Here is a 23,654-nt window from a genome sequence, read left to right as displayed (position 1 = left end):
ATGCGATATTTAAAGAACTTTGGCTTATTGTTGGCAGTAACAGGTATTTTGGCAGCATGTCAGAATGCTGTTCCCGGAAGCGGCAGTGAAATTATCACTGAAGAAAAAAATGCCGTATCATCCGAAGAGGAAACCGCAGCTGAAATAGAAAATATAGATGAGCAGGAAATTGACGATGAGCAGTTAGCAGAAATTGTCGATAAAGCAAAAAAAATAGAGAGCTATAAAGCGGAATTGAATATGTCTGCGGCACTCGACGGTATGGAACCGCGCGAACTGAATGCGGAAGTGCTGTTTATAAACAGTGAACCCCCGCAGCTTCTGCTCCGTTCTTACGGCGAAGACCGGACTATTTCAAAAAATGGAAAAACTTATTTTAACAACGATACAGAATGGGTCGATGTCAGCGATTCGGTCGATGTGAATTTACTCTACAGTGTGACGTATGATAATGCCGTGGCATCTTTTGCAGAAATAGCGTCTCATATGGAAACCGAGAAGCATGATGATAAGATTAATTACATTTATCATGGCAGTAACGAGGAAATATATGAAACAATCGAGTCATTAGTGCAGGTTAATTTTGGAGAAATGCATGTCGAGAACGTAAATTCAACAGTGGAAGTCACTGTTGATGAAGAAAGTAAGCGGATCGAAGAAATAAACTTTGAATCAGATGGCACAGATACGCATGGTACATTTGAGCTCGAGGGTGCAGCAACATTCGATGAATTTAATGAAGTGGACGAAATAGAAATTCCGGTAACGGAATAACTGTATATAAGAAGCGGGGGCTGGGACATAAGTCCAGCCTCTAAATCAAAAAGCGCACTTGCTTTCCAGGGGCGTCGCGTGAGCCTGTAGTCTCACGCAGACGCTACTCCCCTAGGAGTCAAGTGCGCTTTTTTATATGGAAATATACGTATATCTCTACAAAAAAATAAGACCCTCAGATACAATGTAAGTAACGACACAAACAATGAAAAGAGGAATCTTATGTATAAAAATTATAACATGAACCAAATCACACTGCCACTCGAAACAGAAATCCTGATTCCAGACAATGATATCTCGAAAGCGGTACATACACTGGTCGAAAGTATGCCGGAAGATGTGTTTGATGAGTTCGGACAATCTCAAGGGGCGTCGTCCTATCATCCCAAAATGATGCTGAAAATCTTACTCTGTGCCTACAGTCAATCCGCATTCTCCGGTCGTAAGATTGAAGCGTTACTGCAGGACAGTATCCGAATGATGTGGCTGGCGCAAAATCAAACCCCCTCGTATCGAACGATTAACCGATTCCGTGCGCATCCGAAGATGGCGGCGCTGCTTCAGTCTGCCTTCATCCAGTTTAGAACTCAGCTGGAATCGAATGGCTTAATTGAGTCGGATGCGATTTTTATAGACGGTACAAAAATTGAAGCGAATGCCAATAAGTATACCTTTGTCTTTAGAAAGAATATCGACCGACACGAGTCGGCGGTGTTGGAAAAATCTAAAGCAAAATACGAAGCGCTGGTCGAATCAGCAGTGATTCCAGAAATGATTCGGGAATCGGAGGGTCCGTTGACGGCATCGGAACTGGCGCATATTCATACGCAACTGACAGACACTGAAACCGAACTCACTGAACAGATTGAACGCACTGAAGATATACCCACCCGCAAAGCGATTCGCACAGAGCGTTCAGAGATTCGCAAATCCAAGAAAGCCATGAAAGATTATTTGGACCGGCGCTTAAACTATCAAACCCAACGTGCGCTGATGAGAGACCGTAACAGTTATTCCAAAACCGATACTGATGCGACATTCATGCGCATGAAAGATGATCACATGCAGAACGGCCAGTTGAAATCCGGCTATAACTTACAGATTGCGACCAATAATCAGTTTGTGTTGGGATATGATATTTATTGGAATCCCACCGATACCCGCACGCTCGATCCCTTTCTCCATACGATGCAGCACACGTTCCAGCACCTGCCGGAATATATTGTCGCCGATGCCGGGTATGGCAGTGAATCCAATTATGAGTGCGTCGTCGACACATATGAACGTCAGGCATTGATTCCTTACAATACGTACTATAAAGAACAAAAGAAACGGTACAAAACAGATGAGATGCACCCGAATCATTGGGAATATAACGCAATCGATGATTACTATGTCTGTCCGAATGACCGCCGTTTACCTTTGAAACGGCATACGACTCGAACGGACAAATATGGTTATCAGCGGGTATTTAAAATATATGAATGCGAGGACTGTCAGGCATGTCCGTTGATGGCATTGTGTAAAACATCTGCACCGGATCAGCCGAAACGAATTCAAAAAAATATGAACCTGGAGTATTTCAAAGCTCAGGTGAACCAGACGCTTTCAAGCCCGGAAGGTCGACGTCGATACGCGCAACGCAAAATCGATGTCGAAACGACTTTTGGAAACTTGAAGGCGAATTTGAGATTCACTCGGATGTCTGTTCGGGGGAATACTCCGGTCCGTAACGAATTGGGCATCGCTTTAATGGCGGTGAACCTGAGAAAACTCGTCCGGCAATCTGTGTTTACTATACTTAAACCACTAAAAAACGGCTGGAACATCTTAAAATCAAGATGTCCCAGCCGTTTCTCTTATTGCTTCAGGGCTTTTGTCCCAGCCCCTTTTTCTATTTGGAGGAAGATTCTGGGGTTTGCATGATCGGGTGTCATATATATCCGCGGACTCTGGGGTTTGTATGACCGGGTATCATGTGTATCCGCGGACTTTGGGGTTTGCATGATCGTGTGTCATATGTGTCCGCGGCCTCTGGGGTTTGCATGATCGTGTGTCATATGTATCCGCGGATTCCGGGGTTTGCATGATCGTGTGTCATATGTATCCGCGGATTCCGGGGTTTGCATGATCGAGTGTCATATGTGTCCGCGGCCATCGGGGTTTGCATGACCGTGTGTCATATGTATCCGCGGACTCCGGGGTTTGGATGATCGGGTTTCATATGTATCCGCGGACTCCGGGGTTTGGATGATCGGGTTTCATATGTATCCGCGGACTCCGGGGTTTGGATGATCGTGTGTCACATGTGTCCGTGGCCACCGGGGTTTGCATGGCCCTGTGTCATGTGTATCCGCGGACTTTGGGGTTTGCATGATCGTGTGTCATATGTGTCCGCGGACTCCGGGGTTTGCATGACCGGGTATCATGTGTATCCGCGGACTCCGGGGTTTGCAGGAAAGAGCTTTTAATAACAAAAAATGCAGCCCTGAACAAGGCTGCAAAGTTTATAAAATTAATTCAGCGGATGAAGCCGCATTTCAATAAAGTCGCGATTTTCTTCAAGGAAAGGCGGTAATGATAAGTGCTCTCCTAAAGTTTCAAGCGGTTCATCAATAGTGAATCCGGGTGAATCCGTTGAAATTTCGACTGTGATATTGCCGACGGCACTAATATACAATGCTTTAAAGTAGTGACGGTCGACAATGCCGGAATTTCGCCATTTTTCTGCCGTGGCCTGCTCCAGAATTTCTGCCAGAGCGGTCTCATCTTTAACGCGAAGCGCAAAGTGGTGAACACTGCCGTAGCCTTGTTTTTCAACATTCGTTGTACGCGATTCAACTACAAATACAGAGTCCTGGCCGAAGCGTACGCGGGCCTGGTCGGCATCATCAATATCCCCGTCATATTCACCGCCGAGCATTTGTAAAAACTGAACCATCGGTTTTAAATACTGGACGGTCAGTTCGACACCAAATATGCCGGTAATTGCATATTCTTCGGGAATATTTCCGCCTCCGGCGTATGGCTCAGAGTCGTGGTAGCCGGGATCGGCGAGAAGCGCAAAACGCTGACCTTCTTCGTCTGAGAACTTCATCATCGTTTCTCCGAAGTAATCGGTGATACCTTCGTGATAAACGCCCTGTTCTTCCATGCGCTCTCTGAAATACTCAATAGCTTCGACTGACGGTACTCTTAAAATTGTACGAGAGATGGAGTTTGTTCCCGGTGTGTATTTTGGCGCCAGGCCGATTTCAAAAAATGTAACGTCTGTTCCAGGTGTCCCTTTGTAGTCGCTGTAAAATAAATGATACATATCAGGACTGTCCTGATTGACCGTTTTTTTAACCAGTCTGTGACCGAGAAACTGTGTAAAGAAATCGTGATTTTCAATAATATCTTTCGTAATTGCCGATACGTGATGAATGCCGTATGCGCTCACAATGCATCCTCCTTTAATCTCTTTGATGTTATTATATAATACAAGTATACGTATCTCTATTAGGAGGACTTGGCATGAAACATTTATATATTAAATCGAGAAAAGAAAACGCGAAAGAAACACTCATATTATTTCACGGCACCGGCGGCCGGGAGACTGATCTTTTGGAAGTCGCGACAACTGTAAACAGTGAAGCGAATATTTTAAGTTTCAGAGGAGATGTTGACGAGAACGGGCAGACACGTTTCTTTAAACGTTTATCTCTAAAACAGTACGACGAACAGAGTTTAAAAGAAGAAGGGGATAAAATTTACGGGGAATTAAAAAAACTGAGCGGCGATTACAATTTCGATCTTGGAAAAGCTGTTATCATCGGCTATTCCAACGGTGCGAACATCGCGGCTTATCTGATGCTGAATTACGATCTCGGTGTCAGGGGCGCAATGCTGATGCACAGCGCGTACCGCAGTGAAACAACCGGGAAAGATATGCTGTTTGATACAGATGTGCTGCTGACAGCCGGAGCGCAGGATATGGTCGCTACAGCCGGCGAATCTTACACACTGAAAAGAAAACTCGAAAACAAAGGAGCAAACGTCACGGTTAAATTAACGGACGGAGCCCATGAAATATCCCCTATGGAATTAATGGAAGGGCACGTCTGGTACATGCCGATTAAAAAATCCATAAGGGATGAAGATAAATTATTATAGATAGTTTTTTCTAAGATAGTGCTCGAGACCGTCTTCATCACAGCTGAATTCGGTAACATCATCCGCAATTGCCTTGACATCTTCTTTGGCATTTTGCATCGCAGTCGATTTTCCGGCAGCTTTAAACATTGGGATGTCATTCATGGAATCGCCGAACGCGTGAACGTCACCGATAGAAATATTCATCGTATCGACGAGGGTCATAAGGCCGGTGCCTTTATCAGTGCCGTAAACCATAATTTCAGAGTTGTGGTTTGATGTACGGTATATCTGATAGCCTGCATCAGATGTGAATTTTTCATTCAGCAGTGTAAACCAGCGTTCCAGTTTTTCCTTATCGTTGCTGAAAAAATAAAACTTTATAATATCGGCCCGGTCGATTCCATCTTCGTCAATCCACTGTTCTGTACTGTTCAGCGTGCGCGCAGTACCGATATTTTCATATTCGAGCACAGTCGCGTCAGGTGTTTGTGTAAGATCATCGACAGAATAATCGTGGTCTTCTTTAAATGTATACGGGCCGCCGTGTCTGCCGGTTGTCATTTCGTAGTAGATTTTGTGCTCGCGTACCTGCGATAATACGAATTCCACCTGGTCTTTTGAAAAAGCAGTATGTGAAAGCAGCGTATCGCCGTGGTGGACCGTCATGCCGCTTGCTGCGACATAGCCGTCAACGGGCACACTGTGCGGCACTTTTTCATGGATCATCTGCAGTGAACGTCCGGTCGCGATAATAATTTTAATACCTTTATCGTGAACTTCCTGTAAAGTATCCGCAAGAGAATCGGGGAATTCACCTGAATTATTTAAAACCGTACCATCCAAATCGAGAGCAATTGCCTTCATATTTTGTAAAAGCTCCTATCTTCAGTTTATATTTTAAGATGCTGATGCTGTTTAAATTTTAGCATATTTCGGCATATATGATAAAATTGCCTTACCAACAGTTCAGTAAAGGAGTCGTTATATATGACAAACACTGCAGCTTATTTGAAAAAGTATGACTTGGAAGATCTGCACCAGCTTGCGGTCAATACCGGAGTAACAAACGAAGAAGCACTGGACAAGGAAGGCTTGATAACAGAGATATCGAAAAACCTGCTGAGTGCGGATGTGCTGGAATATGCATATCTTTACAGTGACGAACCTGCACTTACGAGCTGGCAGCAGGGGTCAAAAAACATAGAGGACGGCAGAAATCTCAGTCTGGCGGATGTCTACGGCTTATATATAATGGGTTTTGCCTACGAGCTGCTGAATGAAGAAGATAACTTTTTTATTATCGATGAAGTACTGGAAAAATTTGAGACAGTCGATACTGAAAAAAACCGCGAAAAACGGACAGCGATACAGCGGCAGCTGAATTTAATACGCTCCGCCCTGCATTTATACGGTGTGGTTGAATTTAAACAGATTGTTCATTTGTTTAAAAAATATTACGGCATGGATATCACGATTGATGAAGTGGTGGATCTGGTCAACCGCTCGCCTTACGTCATTACTGTAAATAATAAAAACCAGGAATTTATTATTGATGATATGACTGATAAGCAGTATGAAATTATCCGGAATGCCCAGCAGAAATATAAGTATTATGAGCCGGAATTCGGGAAATTTATCAAATTCAGCAACCCGGGCTATATTGATGAATCAGCAGCGCACGAAGATTTAAAAAAATGGGTCTCAGAACATCTGAATACGAGTGTTGCATCGGATTATGAATTGTATCTGCATGTGCTCCGCATGGTTATCAGCGGACAAAAACGCGAAGAAATTTCCGGGGAAATAAAAAATCTTGGTTATCAATTTAAATCGAAAGCGGAAGAAGATGAATTCTTTGAGCTGATTCGCGATGTCGTAAGACATACGCGGCACTTCCAGTACCGCGGGAAAAGCGAAGCGGATATCGGACAGAAAACAATCGTTAAAGAAGTGAAGGTCGGACGTAACGATCCATGCCCTTGCGGCAGCGGCAAAAAGTATAAAAAGTGCTGCGGCAAAGCAGTATAGCGATTAAGTGGCTGGTATAACTACCATCCACTTTTTACATAGCGGAAGGTGAGCGTCATGCATTTTAAAATATTTATGGTGTTTTTCAGAGTGGGAATCCTCGGTTTCGGCGGCGGACCGTCATCCATTCCACTCGTAAAAATAGAAGTCGTCGACAAATACGGCTGGATGACTAATGAAGACTTCCAGGATACACTGGCGATTGCGAACGTCCTGCCCGGTCCGATTATTACGAAGCTCGCGGGACATATCGGCTACCAGCTGAAAGGCTGGCCCGGCATTATTAATGCACTTATTGCAATCATCCTGCCGACAGCAGTCTTAATGACAGTATTATTGACGCTGTTTTCCGAATTTAAGGACCTGGCCTGGGTTCAGGGCATGAGCGCCGGTGTAGTGCCCGTCGTCCTCGTTATGCTTGCGGTGCTCACCGCAGAATTTATGAAAACGGCAAAAACATCTTCAACATGGAAATTTTTAATTCCGTTTACGCTCGGCATGCTGATTGTGCTGGAAGTGCTGAATATTCATCCGGCACTCGTCATCGGTATTATTATAGTATTCAGCCTGCTTCAAAAAAGCGGCGGACAAGCAGGTGACTCATGATTTATCTGGAAATATTTTTAGCATTTTTAATTCCCGGCATACTCGGATACGGCGGCGGGCCGTCTTCAATACCGCTCGTTGAGCGTGAAGTTGTCGGTACATATGAATGGATGACCACGGCGGAATTTGCGGAAGTACTCGCGCTCGGCAATGCGCTGCCGGGGCCAATATTGACGAAAATGGGCGCTTATATCGGCTATGAAGCAGGCGGTGTGTTTGGCAGTATCGTTGCGATATCCGCAAGTGTGCTGCCCTCGCTTCTTTTAATGATATTCCTCGCTGCAGTGCTGTATAAACTGAAAGGAACGAATAAGTTCTCGATGCTGACGCTTTTAATCCGTCCGGTCATTGCGATTCTGCTCGGTGTCATTGTTTTTGATTTCCTGTTCAGTTCCTTGGAAGTATCGGGAACTTTCCATACTGTCTTTTTAATCGGACTCTCGTTTGTGCTGCTGCAGATTGTGAAAATTCATCCGGCACTCGTCATCGTTATCGGTTTAATATACGGTGCGGTATTTATCCGGTAAGAGGCACAAAATTTAAAACAGCTTCCTGAATGTACTATACTGGATGCAGTAAACAGTCAATCCAGAAAGGAAGTTAGCACATATGGCATATAATATTCGCAAAATGGAAGTAAAAGATGCGGCAAGTATTATTGAACATAAGAAACAGGTGACAGCAGAAAATCCGGATACGCTGGCAACAGCAATTGAAAACAGGACAATTACAATTGAAGAGGAAGAAGCGACGATAAAATCTCTCGGCCCGAATGATCTCGGTATCGTAGCAGTCGACGGCGAGAAAGTTATCGGTATGCTGAATCTCCGTCAGGATCACCGCAAAAAATTCGAGCATATCGGCCAATTCGGCATCAGTCTGCAGGCTGCCTATACAGGTTCCGGCACAGGTACTGCGATGGTCAAAGAAGCAGTGGAGTTTGCACGGAATAATGATAAGCTTGAAAAATTGATACTAACAGTTTTTGCCAACAATCCGGGTGCGATTAAATTATATAAAAGACTCGGTTTTGAAGAAGAAGCAACTTTAAAAAATCAGGTGAAATTAGCTGACGGTTATACAGATTTAGTCTATATGGCGAACTTTTTAAAATAATGAACAACCTGCCTGCCTAAAGTGATATTATAATGTTAAGAATGAATATACTTTAAAAACAGGTGATTAAGTGAAAATTGTGCATGTATTATTGTACGCGCTGCTCTTAACGTTATTCACAGCAGGAATTATCTTCTCGACGATGGCATCCTATACTGAAACTTCACCGTTGTCCTACACGGTAATCGGTGTATTTATGGCTGTTCTGTTTGCCCTGTATACAGCTGTCTTAATTAAATACCGCAGGAGAAGAGTTCAAAATGACAAAGAGAATCGCGCTTGAGCGGTTCTTTTTGCTTTTTAAAGAAAAAATGGGGGATGGTGTAATTAAATGAAGAATTTTGAAAGTATTAATAAAAGAGCTCAAAAAAACACAGGACGCATCCAGGAAACTCAGCCAGATTTTATGAGAGCATTTAAGAAAATTCAGCAGGAAGGTTACAAAGCGAATGCGCTGGATGAAAAAACAAAAGAATTTATCGCCTTAACTTATGCTGTCGCTGATAAATGTGAAGGTTGTATAGGAAATCATGTAAACAAACTCGTTAAACTCGGAGCAACACGTGAAGAAATCAGTGATATCGTTGCGGTATGTATAGTAATGGGCGGCGGACCGGCAAGCGTATACGGCGGTTATGCACTGGAAGCATACGATGAAGCAGCAGGAGAAAATTAGCAAAGGAATGAAGTCGAATGTTACGGGAAAAAGTACAGAAAGCAAAACGCATTGTTATTAAAATAGGAACGAACTCGATTATGAATGCGCCGACAAAAATAGATTATAAGAAAATCGACAGGCTGGCTTATGCTGTATCAGCTCTGCATCAGGAAGGAAAAGAAGTTGCCATAGTGACGAGCGGTGCTGTAGGACTCGGTGCGAGCACGATGAATTTAAAAGAATATCCTGCTTCCATCGCAGGACAGCAGGCACTCGCAAGTATCGGGCAGGGTGTCCTGATGAATTTGTACAGCAAGTTTTTCTCGCATTACAATCAGCATGTCGGACAGGTATTGATTACCCGTGATGTTATTTCATTCCCGGAATCATATAAAAATGTTTCAGTTGCACTGGATACTTTATTAAGTAAAGGTGTTATTCCAATCATCAACGAGAACGATGCAGTATCGGTGGATGAATTAAACCACAATACTAAATTCGGTGATAATGATACGTTATCCGCGATTGTCAGTGAAGTGATTGATGCAGATCTGCTGGTCATTCTAAGCGATATTGAAGGATTATATACAGCAAATCCCGCGACAGATAAAAATGCGGAACTTATCACCTATGTTAATGAGGTGACACCTGAAATAATTGAAATGGCGGGCGGAGCGGGTTCAAAATTTGCGACCGGCGGCATGGCGACAAAACTGCAGGCGGCAGACCGCATGATTCGCCGTCAGAAAGCGATGGTAATCATGAAATCAGATGAGCCGTCAAAACTTTTTAATTTACTGGCGGGGGAAGAAATCGGAACTTTATTTATGAAGGAGGGAATACATAGTGACAAACAGTATAGCAGTATTGGGAACAGAAGCTAAAAAAGCAGGCAAAGTATTACGGCGATCATCAGAACAACAAAAAAATGAAGCGCTGAGACTGATGGCAAAAGAACTGCTCCATCACAGTAAAGACATACTTGACAGTAACCGGACGGATTTAAAAAATGGCCGGGAGAATGGGCTCTCTGACGCCATGCTGGAAAGGCTTACCTTAAATGAAGCACGTCTTCGGAGTATGGCTGAAGGTATCGATAAAATTATCGGCTTAAAAGATCCTTTAACAGAAGGGCTTGGCGAATGGACGACACCAGAAGGTCTGAGAATTGCCCGCCGCAGTGTACCGCTCGGCGTTATCGGCATTATATATGAATCCCGCCCGAACGTTACAGCCGATGCTTCAGCACTTTGTATAAAAGCAGGGAACGCTGTAATTTTACGCGGCGGCAAAGAAGCGATGGAGAGCAATAAGGCGATTGTTAAAGCGCTTCAGCAGGGATTGTCGAAATCAGACCTGCCGGCAAAAAGCATTCAGCTGATTACAGATCCGTCCCGAACATTCGCCGCTTCATTTATGCAGGCGAATGAATATATTGACTGCCTCATACCGCGCGGCGGCGTAGGTTTAATCAAAGCGGTTCTGACACAGGCGACGGTGCCGGTAATTGAAACAGGAACAGGTAACTGCCATATATACGTACATGAAGATGCGGATCTCGCTATGGCAGAACAAATTTTACTTAACGGGAAAGTCCAGCGGCCATCGGTCTGTAATGCTCTCGAGACGTTGTTAATAGATGAAAATGCCGCGGCTGAATTTCTTCCTGTTCTTGCTGAAAGCCTGGTCAATGAAGGTGTTGAAATTACCGGCGGAGAACGTGAAAGGCAAATCAGCAGTTTGATTACGCCGGGAGAACTGTCGGCATATGACACCGAGTTTTTGGATTTGAAGATTGCAGTAAAAGTTGTGGAGGGTTATGATCAGGCACTCGAGCATATAGAAAAGTATTCCACGGGCCATTCAGAAGTAATTATTACAGATAGTTATCATACTGCGCTGAGCTTCCAGGAAGATATCGACAGCGCCCAGGTATATGTCAACGCATCGACGAGATTTTCTGACGGTGAAATGTTCGGTTTCGGCGGAGAAATCGGCATCAGTACTCAAAAACTGCACGCGCGGGGACCGATGGGCTTAAATGCTTTAACAAGTTATAAATATACGATATTAGGGAACGGACAAATTAGAAAGTAGGTGGCAGAAATGAAAGTAAATTTAAACTGGCAGGGAAAATTGAAATTTGAATCTACGGGAGAGACTACAGGCCACACAGTAACGATGGATGCGAATGAAGCTGCAGGCGGGGATGCTTCTGCACCGTCACCGATGGAAATGGTGCTTCATGGTGCTGCGGGCTGCATGGCTATCGATATCGGTGTTATTTTAAGACACCGGATGGATAAAGTAACGAAACTTGCAATCGAAGCCGATGGAGAACGGGCTGACACGGAACCGAAATACTATAAGCGAATTAAAATGAATATTATTATCGATGGTGATGTACCGGCGAAACAGGCACAGCGTGCAGCTGACCTGTCGAAAGACAAATACTGCTCTGCTGTTCACTCGCTCGTTGCCGATGTCGATGTTCAGGTCATCTTGAACGGCGAAGCATTGTAACATGCTGTCTGTAGATAAACTCAGTATCAATTACGGACAGTTCAGTGTTTATGCTGATAATCTTACATTTGAAAACGGGCTTCACGTGCTGATCGGTGAAAACGGCAGCGGAAAAAGCTCTCTGCTCACGGGAATCATCGGGTATAACACTAAGGATATCAAGGCGCGGAAATTGGCATTTAATCATACTCCAATCGACAGAACCGCAGATTATATCAGTTATCTTCCTCAGCAAAATGTACCATTTCAAATCACGGTGGAAGATTTTATTAAAATGACGGCCCGAAGACGGCCCTCGCAAAAAGAGGCAGATAAAGCTCTTCAGGATTTTAAGCTTGAAGCGCTGAGACATGCATCAGCAGACAGTTTAAGCGGTGGTGAATTCAAACGTGCCTTATGTGCACAGATTCATTTTGAGGATAAGCCCGTGCTGTTGTTTGATGAAATAGAACAGGGCTTAGATATCAATTATCAGCATCTGGTGATGACCTGGCTGAAAAGATTAAGCAGCAGCAGGGGAATTATTATGGCGATGCATGATTTGAATCTCACACTAAATTATGCTGATACAGTAACATGCATGAAAAAAGGCACTTTAACTGAAGTTAAAGTGCCTGCAGCAGAAGTAACTGAAAAAATGCTGTCCGATACTTTTTCACGTGAAATGAAAATTCTTCATTACGAAGGAAAAATTATTGCATTCAGCTGATTGCACCGAGAGCGCCGCTGTATTCGCCGTTTGGGACGACAAAAGCGCGTGCATTTTTTAATTCGCTGTATCTGTATATAATATCGGTCATCACTTCATTATCAAGTAAAGTAGAGCCGATAAAAACCATATTTTTCGTGTCGAAAGCATCGGCTAAATTAATAGCCATTGCAGTAACAGTTTCTGCCACGAGTCCGATAACAGCAATCAGCTGGTCTTCGGCCGAGGCAGTTTTTTGTGCATTGAGAATATGCCCGAAGTTGCTGGCAGTAAGGTCGCCGGGTATCGGTGACGGCCGGCCATTATAAATATGATGAACCTTCAAATCAACATTGTCGCGGACCCCGCCTTTAGCCCGTTCGATAATCGTCTCAAAATCTCCGATGCCGGTCAGCAGATAACTCAGCCCAATCATAGTTCCGCCGCCAACGCCGGAACCTCCGACACGTTTTTGCGAATCACCTGAGGCCTGGTGGAAACTCGTTCCTGTACCGACATTCAGATAAACATAACGGTCGAGATTCATACCGGCTTCTTTCAGAAGCTGGGTCAGCCCGCGGAAGGTTGCATCAAATTCTATGGAAGAAGTTACGTCAAAGTTTAATTTTTCTGAGATATATTCTGCTTTGCCGCCTGTTAAATAAATGTCTTCTCCGGTATAATCACTGTTCAGCATGCTGATAACCCGGTCGATTTCTGACGCGGGGTACTTTTTAAAAGTTCTGCCGTCCTTATCCAAAATCGCCACTTTAATTAAAGTGCCGCCGGCATCGATACCTATTTTCATATACTTACTCCTCATAATTGCGAAATGAAGCAGCGCTCAAGATTTTGAGCGCTGCTTTTTATTAACCTTTAATGCTTTTTAATATTTTTTGCGGCGCTGTCTGCGTTTCATTGCTTCGTTCGGTTCGCGCCGGAGGCCTTTGGACACCGAGGCAATCATCATAATGAGTATGATAGCAAAAGGCAGACCGGCAAGCAGGGATGCTGCCTGCAGACTCGTCAGACCGCCTGCCAGAATTAAGGCAATGGTAAGTAAACCAAGCAGGAGACCCCATAATATCTTCAATCCGGTCGGCGGATTGTCCGTATTTCCAATACTCATTCCAGCAACGATAAATGTCGCCGAGTCAGCTGAAGTGACCAGGAATGTAAAGATTAGAATAATTGCGATAGCTGAAGTCAGCCATGATATCGGCAGTGTATCAAAAAGAGCAAACAATGCCTGTGTCTGGTCATTTAATACAATTTCCCCGATGTTTGTGTTATTAAAGAGATCCGAATAGATCGCTGTGCCTCCGAGTGCGCCTACCCATAAGAAAGACAGCATCGGCGGAACGATTAAAATACCCATGACATATTCACGAATACTTCGTCCGCGGGATACGCGTGCGACGAATGAACCGATAAACGGACTCCAGGCAATTACCCATGCCCAGTAGAATACTGTCCAGTCCTGAACCCATGATTCACCTGAATACGGCTGCATGCGCAGTGAATAGCCGACAAAGTTTGTCAGGTAATCGCCGAGACCTACGATAATGGTTTCCATAATAAATGTAAATGGCCCGACAGCCATAATGAATATTGTCAGTACTAGTGCAAGTATCATATTCAGACTGCTGAGGAACTTCATGCCCCGCTTAAGTCCGGTTATTGTAGAAAAGATAAACAGACCTGTCATTAAGGCAGTCAGTATGATTTGTGTCATCGGACCTGACGGGATTCCGAATGCGATATCGAGACCGCCGTCCATCTGCATAATACCTAAACCGACAGATGTCGACATACCTGTAATCGTTGCAATAATCGCCAGAATATCAATTGCTTTTCTGGCATTCTGATTGTAATCGAGACCAAACAGCGGCTCCAGAGCTGTTGAAACTAAACCATTCCGGTTTTTACGGAATTGGAAATAGCCGATTGCAAGTCCTGCAACACCGAAGATTGACCACTGTGAAATACCCCAGTGGAAATAAGTATAACCCATAGCGAGTCTTGCGGCTTCCGCATCTTCGACAGGTCCGCCGAGAAAGGGAGATGTCATAAAGTGTTCCATCGGTTCGGCAACTCCGAAGAATACCAGTCCGACACCTAAACCGCTTGAAAATAACATTCCGATCCAGGACCAGAATGAGAACTCAGGTTTTGAATTATCGCCGCCGAGTTTAACACGGCCGTATGGTGATAGTGCAAGGAATAATAGGAATACTCCAAAGCCAAAGACAACCAGTAAGAAAAACCAGCTGAAGTTTTGAGATATTACAGCGTAAACATTTTCAGATGCAACTTGGAACTGATCTGGGATAATCATTGCAATTGCAGATACAACAAGAATTATTGCGGTTGCCACCCAGAAAACAGTGCCGAGCTGCTTCACATTAAACTTATCCGGCAAATCCGGATCTGTACTTTTCTTTGACGTAGTATTGTCGTCATTCGTCAAGTGATTTCCTCCTAGAAATGATTCGTATTTATCTTACTGTTACCCTTCAAATACCAACAAATAACGCTGAAATAATGAAAGTTGTAATGTAATGTCTAAATTGTCACTATAGGGGGTATGGCATTTATAATAGCAAACTATATCAATATGTCAAAAAGGGGTAAAACATGAGTATTAATATTAGGAAATTTACAGAGGCGGACAGAGAACATCTGGAAAATTACATATTGAGTGAAAGGCAGCGTGTCTATTCGAGCATGCCGCTTGAAGTGCTTGACGACGCACTTAATGACGTCAACCGCACTGCCAATGTAGTCGTTACTGACGATGGGAAGGTTATAGGTTTTTTTGTGCTGCATAAACATTATCAGCACGAAGGCTACAGTACTCCCCATGAAGTCGTATACGTGCGTTCTCTTTCAATTAACGAAAAATATCAGGGGAACGGGTACGGGACAGCAGTTGCCCAAAATCTGCCGGTATACGTGCAGGAAAATTTTTCATCATTCGACCATTTATATTTAGTTGTTGACGGTGAAAATGCCGGTGCCTGGAATTTATACGAGCGTGCGGGTTTTTTACATCTGGCGACGAAAGAAGAGGGGCCAATCGGCAAAGAACGGCTGTATTATCTCGATTTGAACCGGAATTATGTGCCGAATTTAAAACTGGAGTTTGATGAAGAAACAATCATGCCGGCAGTGAAAATTATACTCAGACGCGACGGCAGCAAAGTCGGGCATATCGATGCGGTACAGGAGAGTGATATGCTGGTTATTAAACATATTTATGTCGACGAGAACCACCGTGAAGAAGGTATTGCAGAAAGCGCGATGCGCCAGTTTGCGACAGCTGTCAGAAAGAAGCTCGTCACGGTGGACACTGCGGCGGTCACGGTATCGGACTCAGCATTTGAAAAGCTGTTTACGAACGCAGGGTTTGTTCCCGGAGGCAATAAGAAACACGCGAACCGTTATGTGAAATTAATAAGATATTAATATAAAGCTTGAAACATCGCATAAATATTTGTATTATATCCTAAGGTATTTACATCTTGAAAGGATGACGTAAATGAGACTGGACAGCTATACAAAAGAAATGATGGACGAGCATTCGTTTATAGATATGTCGCACATATATTTAGAAGATAAAGGCAAAGAAACGAATCTTTACGAAATGATCGATAAGTTTAAAGAAGTCGGCAATTACACTGAAGGTGAGATTGAAAACCGTATTCTGCAATTTTATACGGATTTAAACACCGATGGCCGTTTCCTGAGCACGGATGACGGCGTATGGGGACTCCGCGAATGGTATGCAGTAGATGACATCAGTGATAAAATCGCGCCGACAATTCACAAAATAGAAATCGCAGCTGAAGATGAATACATCGAGGAAGAAGCTGACGCCGATTACCCGGGTGCGAAAGAATTAGGTGAAGATCAGGAAGAAATCGACGACACCCTGCACGGTGAAGACGAAGAGGATATCGACAGTAAAGAAGCTGACGATGCAATCGAGTTTGACGAAAAAGAAAAACTCGAAGATGATTACGACGACGAAGCAGATGCGTACTAATTTTTATTGACTTTTTCTTTTAAAGTGATAGTATTTTATTTGGGCTCCCTTAAACAGGGACTAGTAAACGGCTCCTTTTCACGCTGGTGAAAGGGAGCTATTTTTTATTTTATACAGGAGGATACTTACATGACAAAATATATCTTTGTAACTGGTGGCGTAGTGTCATCATTAGGAAAAGGAATTACAGCTGCATCTCTCGGACGGTTATTGAAAGACAGAGGGTTTAATATTACAATTCAGAAGTTTGATCCGTATTTAAACGTTGACCCGGGTACGATGAGCCCTTATCAGCACGGCGAAGTATTTGTTACTGAAGATGGCGCGGAAACAGACTTGGACTTAGGACACTACGAGCGTTTTATAGATATTAATGTAAGTAAATACTCAAACGTTACTGCAGGAAAAGTATACTCCGAAGTTATCAGAAAAGAACGCCGCGGGGACTACCTCGGCGGTACGGTGCAGGTTATTCCGCACATTACCAATGAGATCAAAACGCGTATTAAAAAAGCCGGCGAATCTTCAAAAGCAGATATCGTAATTACTGAAATCGGCGGTACAGCAGGAGACATTGAATCACTGCCGTTTATCGAGTCTATCCGCCAGTTAAGAAGCGATCTCGGTAAAGATAATGTAATGTTCATTCACTGTACACTGCTGCCGTATATTAAAGCTGCCGGCGAAATGAAAACCAAACCGACTCAACACAGTGTAAAAGAGCTGAGAGGCCTCGGAATTCAGCCGGACATGATTGTCGTGCGCTCTGAATATCCGATGACAGAAGATCTGCGCGATAAAATTGCACTGTTCTGTGATATTGATGAGAAAAGTGTCATTAACGCAAAAGATGAGGAAACAATTTACGAACTTGTGATGTCGCTTCAGGCGCAGGATATGGATGATTTAGTGCTTGAAAACCTGAACCTTGAATCATCAGGCGAAGCACAGCTTGAAGATTGGAAACACCTGCTCGACAATTTAAGCAAAATTGACAAAACAATTAAAATCGGCCTGGTCGGCAAATATGTCGAACTGCAGGATGCATACTTGTCAGTCGCTGAATCACTGCGTCATGCAGGTTATGAAGTACATGCGGATATCGATATTCACTGGATTAATTCCCAGGATGTTACACCGCAGAACTATAAGGAAATTTTAAGCGAAGTTGACGGTATCGTTGTACCCGGAGGATTTGGGGACCGTGGAATCGAAGGTAAAATTTTAACGCTGAACTACGCGCGTGAAAACAAGGTGCCTGTCCTCGGGATTTGTCTCGGCATGCAGCTTGCAACAGTCGAATTCGCACGCAATGTTGCAGGTTTAACAGGTGCTAACTCATCTGAGCTTGATGAGCATACACCGCATGCAATTATCGACCTGATGCCTGATCAGAAAGATGTTGTAGACCTCGGCGGCACGCTGCGTCTCGGAAGTTTCCCTTGTGTGATTAAAGAAGGCACAAAAGCGCGTGAACTGTACCAGGTGAGTGAAGTGGACGAACGCCACCGTCATCGTTTTGAGTTTAATAATGCATACAAGGAGCAGCTCGAAGAAGCGGGGATGATATTCAGCGGAACGTCACCTGACGGCCGCCTTGTGGAAATGGTTGAACTTAAAGATCATCCTTATTACGTGGGTGTACAGTTCCATCCTGAGTTCCAATCCCGTCCGACACGTCCGCATCCGTTATTCAGCGGCTTGATTAAAGCGAGCCTGAATATGGATTTACAGGAAGAAGAATAAGCAGTTTTTGAAATAGAAAAGCACTAAAAATCAGCCGGCTTTGTTCCGGCTGATTTTTTCGTCGGAATTCCGCAGTTTATTTTTTCTACAGCCAGTCTAAAAGAGGTCAACGGCAACGGCTGCAGCGATTATTAAAGAATTTCGGGAAAATTTAAAGCAACTGTTAATGGTAAAGCATTGTCAGTTTGAGAAGCTTTAATTTATAATGATGTTAATATCACATTACTGGAGGACGAAAAACAATATGAAATACTTTATAGATACAGCTAATATGGATGAAATTAAAGAAATACACGAGTGGGGCGTACTGAGCGGTGTGACAACAAACCCTTCTTTAGTAGCAAAAGAAAAAGATATCTCTTTCCACGACAGACTCGTTGAAATCTGCGAGCTGGTAGGCGGGCCGGTCAGCGGTGAAGTTATTGCGCTTGATGCAAAAGGCATGATTGAAGAAGGGCGCGAACTCGCTAAACTTCACGAGCACATTATCGTTAAAATCCCGATGACAGAAGACGGCATGAAGGCAGTTAAAGTACTTTCTGACGAAGGAATTAAAACGAATGTTACGTTAGTCTTCAACACGGTGCAGGCACTGACTGCAGCGCGTGCAGGCGCAACTTATGTATCGCCTTTTATCGGACGTCTTGATGATATAGGACTTGATGGTCTTCAGTTAATTGAAGATATCGCAGCTATTTTTGCGATTCACGATATCGATACTGAAATTATTGCGGCCTCAATCCGCAATGCAGGACATATGCACGGGGCGGCAGTACGCGGTGCGGATATCGCGACAATCCCTTATAAAGTAATTAAAACATTAACGAAGCATCCTTTAACTGATAAAGGAATCGAACAATTCTTAAACGACTGGAATAATAAATAGTCTCCACCCAATTAAATGACAAGGAGCTTTCTATATGGCTGAAGATGTAATTAAAGTCCGCGGCGGCAGTCAGCTGACCGGACAGGTCGACATCAGCGGGGCTAAAAACAGTGCGGTTGCTCTGATTCCGGCTTCGCTTATGGCCTCCTCTGGCAAAGTAACACTGGAAGGGCTGCCTGAAATCAGCGATGTTAAAACGCTGATGAGTCTCTTAAACGATTTGAATATTAAGACGGAATTATCAGGCACAACTCTTGAAGTCAACGCTGAAGAAGCGGTAAACATGCCGCTGCCAAACAATAAAGTACAATCTTTGCGTGCATCGTATTATATGATGGGTGCAATGCTCTCGCGTTTTAAAAAATGTGTTATCGGACTGCCGGGCGGATGTCCGCTCGGACCGAGACCAATCGATCAGCACATCAAAGGATTTGAAGCGCTGGGTGCCAAAGTAACGAATGAACACGGGGCGATGTACCTGACGGCGGAAAAACTGACAGGCGCTAAAATATTCTTCGATGTTGTCTCAGTCGGTGCAACGATTAATATGATGCTTGCAGCAAGCTGTGCCGAAGGGCGAACGACTTTGGAAAACGTAGCGAAAGAACCGGAAATCGTCGATGTAGCAACGCTGCTTAACAACATGGGCGCGAACATCAAAGGTGCGGGCACGGATACGATTCGTATCGAAGGTGTGGAATCACTGCACGGTACGACCCATAATATTATTCCCGACCGGATTGAAGCCGGCACTTATATGATTGTCGGTGCTGTGGCCGGAAAGAATTACAAAGTGAATAATATTATTCCGACGCATATGGAATCACTGTCGGCAAAACTGGAAGAAATGGGTGTTAAACTCGATATTGGTGATGACTATGTCGTAATTAATAAACCAGAAAAATATAATGCAGTATCATTAAAAACACAGGTCTATCCCGGCTTTGCAACAGATTTGCAGCAGCCGATTACACCGCTTATGTTTTTAGCGGACGGAGTAAGCAAGATTACAGAAACTATTTATCCTGCGAGATTCAGACATGTGGATGAACTGTCGCTCATGAATGCTCATATTGAGAAAAAGAGCAGCAGTGCACTGATTTACCCTTCACAGCTGAAAGGTGCAGAAGTATATGCAAGCGATCTTCGTGCCGGTGCATGTCTTTTAATTTCAGGTCTTATTGCAGACGGCGTAACGACAATTCATAATGTAAATCATATCGACAGAGGTTACGCTGATATAGTTAAAAAACTGTCGGCACTCGGTGCTGATATTTGGCGGGATACTCTGGAAGATTGAGCATTCAAAGACCGGTATTCGTAAGAATACCGGTCTTTTCTGTGTTATAATAGTCAAGGAAAAAAGTGCGGATATATAGGGGGAGACAGTTTTGGAAAGAGGATTATCGATGGAACTCGTAAGAGTGACAGAAGCGGCTGCGCTTTCGAGTGCAGCCTGGACAGGCAAAGGCTTAAAAAATGAGGCGGATGATGCGGCAACAGAGGCGATGCGCAAGCTGTTTGATTCGATTCCTATGGCAGGCAAGGTAGTTATCGGCGAAGGCGAAATTGATGAAGCGCCGATGCTGTATATAGGGGAAGAACTCGGAACCGGTTCTGGTCCCGAACTTGATATAGCAGTGGATCCGCTCGAAGGCACAACGACTGTTGCAGAGGGCACTATGGGTGCTATGACTGTTCTGGCAGCAGCCGATAAAGGTAATCTTCTTCATGCACCGGATATGTATATGCAAAAAATTGCTGCAGGTCCTGATTGCCTGGGTGTAATCGATATTGACAAATCTGTTGAAGAGAACATCCGTGCGGTTGCAAAAGCGAAAAATAAAAATATATCAGATATTACAGTAACGATTATTAAGCGTGAGCGGAGTGCAGAAATTATTAATCAGGTCCGCGCGCTTGGCGCACGTATTATAATGTTTGATAACGGTGATGTCGGCGCAGCAATCAATACTTGCTTTGAATGGACAGGTATCGATATTTTAATGGGTGTCGGCGGGGCGCCGGAAGGTGTTATTGCGGCTGCCGGAATCAAAGCGCTGGATGGAGATTTCCAGGGCCGTCTCTTACCGAGAAATGACGAAGAACGTAACCGCTGCATCGAGATGGGTGTTAATCCTGATAAAAAACTCGAACTTAACGATTTAGTCAGCGGCGATGATGCCATTTTTGCAGCAACTGCAGTAACTGACGGTGAATTGATGAAAGGTGTCCAGTTCAAAAGTGGTTTTGCCGAGACATCTTCAGTAGTTATGCGCGCAAAATCAGGAACGGTAAGATTTATTAACAGCCGTCACAGTTTAAAGAAAAAACCGAATATGGTTATGGATAAATAAGAAAACAGTATCAGCTTTCATGTGACCGTAAACAGATTTGCAGTCACATGAGCTGTTTTCATCGGACCGCAAAACAAAACTCCAGTCCGATAAAACCTTATTTATCTTCAGCTTTTCTTTGACATACCACCACCGGCAGATGTAATATATGTATGCCTTTTAAAAAACTTCAGATTCGCAATTACTCCATGGAGAAGAATCCCGCAGCTCCAGTGCAATCTCTAAAATTATTCCAGAAAAAACATGTAAATGAGTAAAAAATAATAAAATCAGTATTGGGAAGTGGAAATATTGTCTGATAAACCAAAGACACAGGATATGAAATATGAAACATTCGATGCTTTATATAAAAATAATACGACTAAAGCCTTAACTGAACGTGCGAAAAACTTACGTCTTTCGAATTACAGCAAACTGAATAAAAAAGAACTGGTTCTTGCAATACTGGAAGCAGAAATGGAAAAAGACGGAAACTATTATATGGAAGGTATTCTCGATGATATCCAGCAGGACGGCTACGGCTTTCTGCGTACAGTTAATTTTTCCAAAGGTGAAAAGGATATTTATATATCCGCATCGCAGATTCGCCGTTTCGAATTGAAAAAGGGCGACAAGGTGACCGGTAAAGTCCGCAAACCTAAAGAAAATGAAAAATATTATGGTCTGCTGCAGGTCGATTTTATTAATGACCATAATGCTGAAGAAGTTAAAAAGCGTCCGCATTTCCAAGCTTTAACACCTTTGTATCCGGATGAACGTATCCGTCTTGAAAATGAACCGTCTGATATGTCAACGCGTATTATGGATCTGGTCACCCCGATAGGTTTTGGCCAGCGCGGAATGATTGTTGCACCGCCTAAAGCCGGGAAAACATCACTCTTAAAAGAAATCGCACAGGCAATTACGACGAATCATCCCAACGTGAAGCTCTTTATCCTGCTGATTGGGGAACGTCCCGAAGAGGTCACAGATCTAGAGCGTTCGGTTGAGCAGGCTGACGTTGTGCATTCGACGTTTGATGAGCCGCCGCAGCACCACGTTAAAGTGGCGGAGCTGCTTTTGGAACGTGCGAAACGACTCGTTGAGATGGGCGAAGATGTAATTATTTTAATGGACTCAATTACGCGTCTGGCACGTGCTTACAATCTGGTAATTCCTGCTTCCGGCCGTACTTTGTCAGGCGGTCTGGATCCTGCCAGCCTGCACCGTCCGAAGCATTTCTTCGGTGCAGCGCGCAATATTGAAGCGGGCGGCAGCCTGACGATTCTATCCACTGCCTTAGTGGATACAGGCAGCCGTATGGATGATGTAATTTACGAAGAGTTTAAAGGAACAGGGAACATGGAACTGCATCTTGATCGTCATTTAAGCGAGCGCCGTATTTACCCGGCAATCGATATCAGACGTTCAAGCACACGTAAGGAAGAACTGCTGCTTGATAAAAAAGAACTGGAAATCTTATGGCAGCTGAGAAACCTGTTTACAGATTCATCTGATTTTACAGAACGTTTCTTAAGAATTTTAAAAACAACGAAAACGAACGAAGAGTTCTTCGATGTGCTGAGAGACCGTATGATCAGTTCTCAGAAAACCGGAAAACCGGTTATATAAATTTCTTCGCAGATATTGCTTTTTACACCGCGAGAATGTATAATGGCAAAGTAATGCGTGGTGATAGCCACAAATAACTCTGTTCCAGATGGTCCAGGGCAAAGGAGATGACAATTATGAAACAAGGAATTCATCCTGAATACAAAAAAGTAATCTTTTTAGATTCAACTACAGATTTTAAATTCTTAAGTGGATCTACACGTACTTCTTCTGAAACTATGGAGTGGGAAGATGGCAACGAATACCCGGTTATTCGTTTAGATATTTCTTCTGATTCACACCCGTTCTACACAGGACGTCAGAAGTTCGCATCAGCAGACGGCCGTGTTGAGAAATTCAACAAAAAATTCGGTCTTAAATCAAGCAACGAACAATAACGAAACTTCAACTGCACTGAGTATTTCAGTGCAGTTTTTTTGTCTTAAAAATATGCTATAATAAAATAACTAAACGAACCAGGAAAAGGACGAATTCTT

General features: G+C 43.7%; 25 protein-coding genes. 21 read left to right on the top strand and 4 right to left on the bottom strand.

Annotated elements, in window-relative coordinates; genetic code table 11:
- Together MHH58_RS10620 and MHH58_RS10615 are read left to right on the top strand one after the other, a co-directional pair.
- Entirely contained in the window at positions 1 to 774 is a 774-nt protein-coding gene (locus MHH58_RS10620) for a hypothetical protein (protein WP_135099439.1), read from the top strand.
- Between the two features lie 240 nt (positions 775 to 1,014).
- On the top strand, positions 1,015 to 2,700 hold the full coding sequence (locus MHH58_RS10615) for an IS1182 family transposase (RefSeq protein ID WP_341345862.1): 1,686 nt from the start codon (positions 1,015 to 1,017) through the stop codon (positions 2,698 to 2,700).
- 589 nt (positions 2,701 to 3,289) lie between these two features.
- Here the strand turns inward: MHH58_RS10615 and MHH58_RS10610 are convergent.
- On the bottom strand, positions 3,290 to 4,216 hold the full coding sequence (locus tag MHH58_RS10610; protein WP_341345861.1) for a VOC family protein: 927 nt from the start codon (positions 4,214 to 4,216) through the stop codon (positions 3,290 to 3,292).
- Positions 4,217 to 4,290: 74 nt separating this feature from the next.
- On the opposite strand from MHH58_RS10610, the gene MHH58_RS10605 reads away from it, so the two are divergent.
- Positions 4,291 to 4,929 (top strand): alpha/beta hydrolase, encoded by a 639-nt coding sequence (locus tag MHH58_RS10605; protein ID WP_135099435.1) that lies wholly within the window; start codon positions 4,291 to 4,293, stop codon positions 4,927 to 4,929.
- Here MHH58_RS10605 and MHH58_RS10600 read toward each other — a convergent pair.
- Complete coding sequence (locus MHH58_RS10600; protein WP_341345860.1) at positions 4,924 to 5,775, bottom strand: Cof-type HAD-IIB family hydrolase; 852 nt, start codon at positions 5,773 to 5,775, stop codon at positions 4,924 to 4,926. The two genes, MHH58_RS10605 and MHH58_RS10600, sit on opposite strands and share 6 nt — an antisense overlap.
- 123 nt (positions 5,776 to 5,898) lie before the next feature.
- Between MHH58_RS10600 and MHH58_RS10595 the strand changes: the two genes are divergently transcribed.
- From MHH58_RS10595 to MHH58_RS10550, 10 genes are all read left to right on the top strand, one after another.
- Positions 5,899 to 6,939 (top strand): SEC-C metal-binding domain-containing protein, encoded by a 1,041-nt coding sequence (locus tag MHH58_RS10595; protein WP_341345859.1) that lies wholly within the window; start codon positions 5,899 to 5,901, stop codon positions 6,937 to 6,939.
- A 57-nt stretch (positions 6,940 to 6,996) separates the two neighbouring features.
- Positions 6,997 to 7,545: a chromate transporter gene (locus MHH58_RS10590; RefSeq protein WP_115885131.1), complete on the top strand. Its 549-nt coding sequence runs from the start codon at positions 6,997 to 6,999 to the stop codon at positions 7,543 to 7,545.
- Positions 7,542 to 8,072 carry a chromate transporter gene (locus MHH58_RS10585; RefSeq protein ID WP_135099431.1) on the top strand — a complete coding sequence of 177 codons (531 nt, stop codon included), beginning with the start codon at positions 7,542 to 7,544 and terminating at the stop codon, positions 8,070 to 8,072. Before MHH58_RS10590 ends, MHH58_RS10585 begins: the two co-directional genes overlap by 4 nt.
- Positions 8,073 to 8,154: 82 nt before the next feature.
- Positions 8,155 to 8,661, top strand: a complete 507-nt coding sequence (locus tag MHH58_RS10580; RefSeq protein WP_341345858.1) for a GNAT family N-acetyltransferase — start codon at positions 8,155 to 8,157, stop codon at positions 8,659 to 8,661.
- Positions 8,662 to 8,731: 70 nt separating this feature from the next.
- Positions 8,732 to 8,944, top strand: coding sequence for a hypothetical protein (locus MHH58_RS10575; protein ID WP_341345857.1), 213 nt, complete (start codon positions 8,732 to 8,734; stop codon positions 8,942 to 8,944).
- Positions 8,945 to 8,992: 48 nt separating this feature from the next.
- Positions 8,993 to 9,337, top strand: coding sequence for a carboxymuconolactone decarboxylase family protein (locus tag MHH58_RS10570; RefSeq protein ID WP_341345856.1), 345 nt, complete (start codon positions 8,993 to 8,995; stop codon positions 9,335 to 9,337).
- Positions 9,338 to 9,354: 17 nt separating this feature from the next.
- Positions 9,355 to 10,203, top strand: a complete 849-nt coding sequence (gene proB, locus MHH58_RS10565) for a glutamate 5-kinase (protein WP_135099423.1) — start codon at positions 9,355 to 9,357, stop codon at positions 10,201 to 10,203.
- A complete protein-coding gene (locus MHH58_RS10560) occupies positions 10,166 to 11,416 on the top strand; it encodes a glutamate-5-semialdehyde dehydrogenase (RefSeq protein ID WP_341345855.1) in 1,251 nt (416 codons plus the stop codon). Before proB ends, MHH58_RS10560 begins: the two co-directional genes overlap by 38 nt.
- 9 nt (positions 11,417 to 11,425) lie before the next feature.
- Positions 11,426 to 11,842 carry an OsmC family protein gene (locus MHH58_RS10555; RefSeq protein ID WP_341345854.1) on the top strand — a complete coding sequence of 139 codons (417 nt, stop codon included), beginning with the start codon at positions 11,426 to 11,428 and terminating at the stop codon, positions 11,840 to 11,842.
- Position 11,843: 1 nt separating this feature from the next.
- On the top strand, positions 11,844 to 12,551 hold the full coding sequence (locus MHH58_RS10550) for an ABC transporter ATP-binding protein (RefSeq protein ID WP_341345853.1): 708 nt from the start codon (positions 11,844 to 11,846) through the stop codon (positions 12,549 to 12,551).
- Here the strand turns inward: MHH58_RS10550 and coaW are convergent.
- Entirely contained in the window at positions 12,544 to 13,338 is a 795-nt protein-coding gene (gene coaW / locus MHH58_RS10545) for a type II pantothenate kinase (RefSeq protein ID WP_135099417.1), read from the bottom strand. The two genes, MHH58_RS10550 and coaW, sit on opposite strands and share 8 nt — an antisense overlap.
- 78 nt (positions 13,339 to 13,416) lie before the next feature.
- The gene (locus MHH58_RS10540; protein WP_341345852.1) at positions 13,417 to 15,000 is read right to left on the bottom strand and encodes a BCCT family transporter; all 1,584 of its coding nucleotides are present in this window, start codon (positions 14,998 to 15,000) and stop codon (positions 13,417 to 13,419) included.
- Between the two features lie 167 nt (positions 15,001 to 15,167).
- Between MHH58_RS10540 and MHH58_RS10535 the strand changes: the two genes are divergently transcribed.
- The 8 genes from MHH58_RS10535 (at position 15,168) to MHH58_RS10500 (ending at position 23,555) form a co-directional block, all read left to right on the top strand.
- The gene (locus MHH58_RS10535; protein ID WP_135099415.1) at positions 15,168 to 15,998 is read left to right on the top strand and encodes a GNAT family N-acetyltransferase; all 831 of its coding nucleotides are present in this window, start codon (positions 15,168 to 15,170) and stop codon (positions 15,996 to 15,998) included.
- A 73-nt stretch (positions 15,999 to 16,071) separates the two neighbouring features.
- Positions 16,072 to 16,578, top strand: coding sequence for a DNA-directed RNA polymerase subunit delta (gene rpoE / locus MHH58_RS10530; RefSeq protein ID WP_135099413.1), 507 nt, complete (start codon positions 16,072 to 16,074; stop codon positions 16,576 to 16,578).
- A 129-nt stretch (positions 16,579 to 16,707) separates the two neighbouring features.
- Complete coding sequence (locus MHH58_RS10525; RefSeq protein WP_115885120.1) at positions 16,708 to 18,324, top strand: CTP synthase; 1,617 nt, start codon at positions 16,708 to 16,710, stop codon at positions 18,322 to 18,324.
- Positions 18,325 to 18,568: 244 nt separating this feature from the next.
- Entirely contained in the window at positions 18,569 to 19,210 is a 642-nt protein-coding gene (gene fsa, locus MHH58_RS10520; RefSeq protein ID WP_115885119.1) for a fructose-6-phosphate aldolase, read from the top strand.
- A 34-nt stretch (positions 19,211 to 19,244) separates the two neighbouring features.
- Positions 19,245 to 20,510: a UDP-N-acetylglucosamine 1-carboxyvinyltransferase gene (locus MHH58_RS10515; RefSeq protein WP_135099411.1), complete on the top strand. Its 1,266-nt coding sequence runs from the start codon at positions 19,245 to 19,247 to the stop codon at positions 20,508 to 20,510.
- 91 nt (positions 20,511 to 20,601) lie between these two features.
- A complete protein-coding gene (gene glpX / locus MHH58_RS10510; RefSeq protein WP_341345851.1) occupies positions 20,602 to 21,567 on the top strand; it encodes a class II fructose-bisphosphatase in 966 nt (321 codons plus the stop codon).
- Between the two features lie 318 nt (positions 21,568 to 21,885).
- A complete protein-coding gene (gene rho, locus MHH58_RS10505) occupies positions 21,886 to 23,178 on the top strand; it encodes a transcription termination factor Rho (protein ID WP_369891484.1) in 1,293 nt (430 codons plus the stop codon).
- 116 nt (positions 23,179 to 23,294) lie between these two features.
- On the top strand, positions 23,295 to 23,555 hold the full coding sequence (locus MHH58_RS10500; RefSeq protein WP_035810842.1) for a type B 50S ribosomal protein L31: 261 nt from the start codon (positions 23,295 to 23,297) through the stop codon (positions 23,553 to 23,555).
- The last annotated feature ends 99 nt before the right edge of the window (positions 23,556 to 23,654 follow it).

Source organism: Jeotgalicoccus sp. FSL K6-3177 (assembly GCF_038050175.1).
GTDB classification, from domain to species: Bacteria; Bacillota; Bacilli; order Staphylococcales; family Salinicoccaceae; genus Jeotgalicoccus; species Jeotgalicoccus nanhaiensis.
This window is presented reverse-complemented; position numbering and strand designations above follow the sequence as displayed.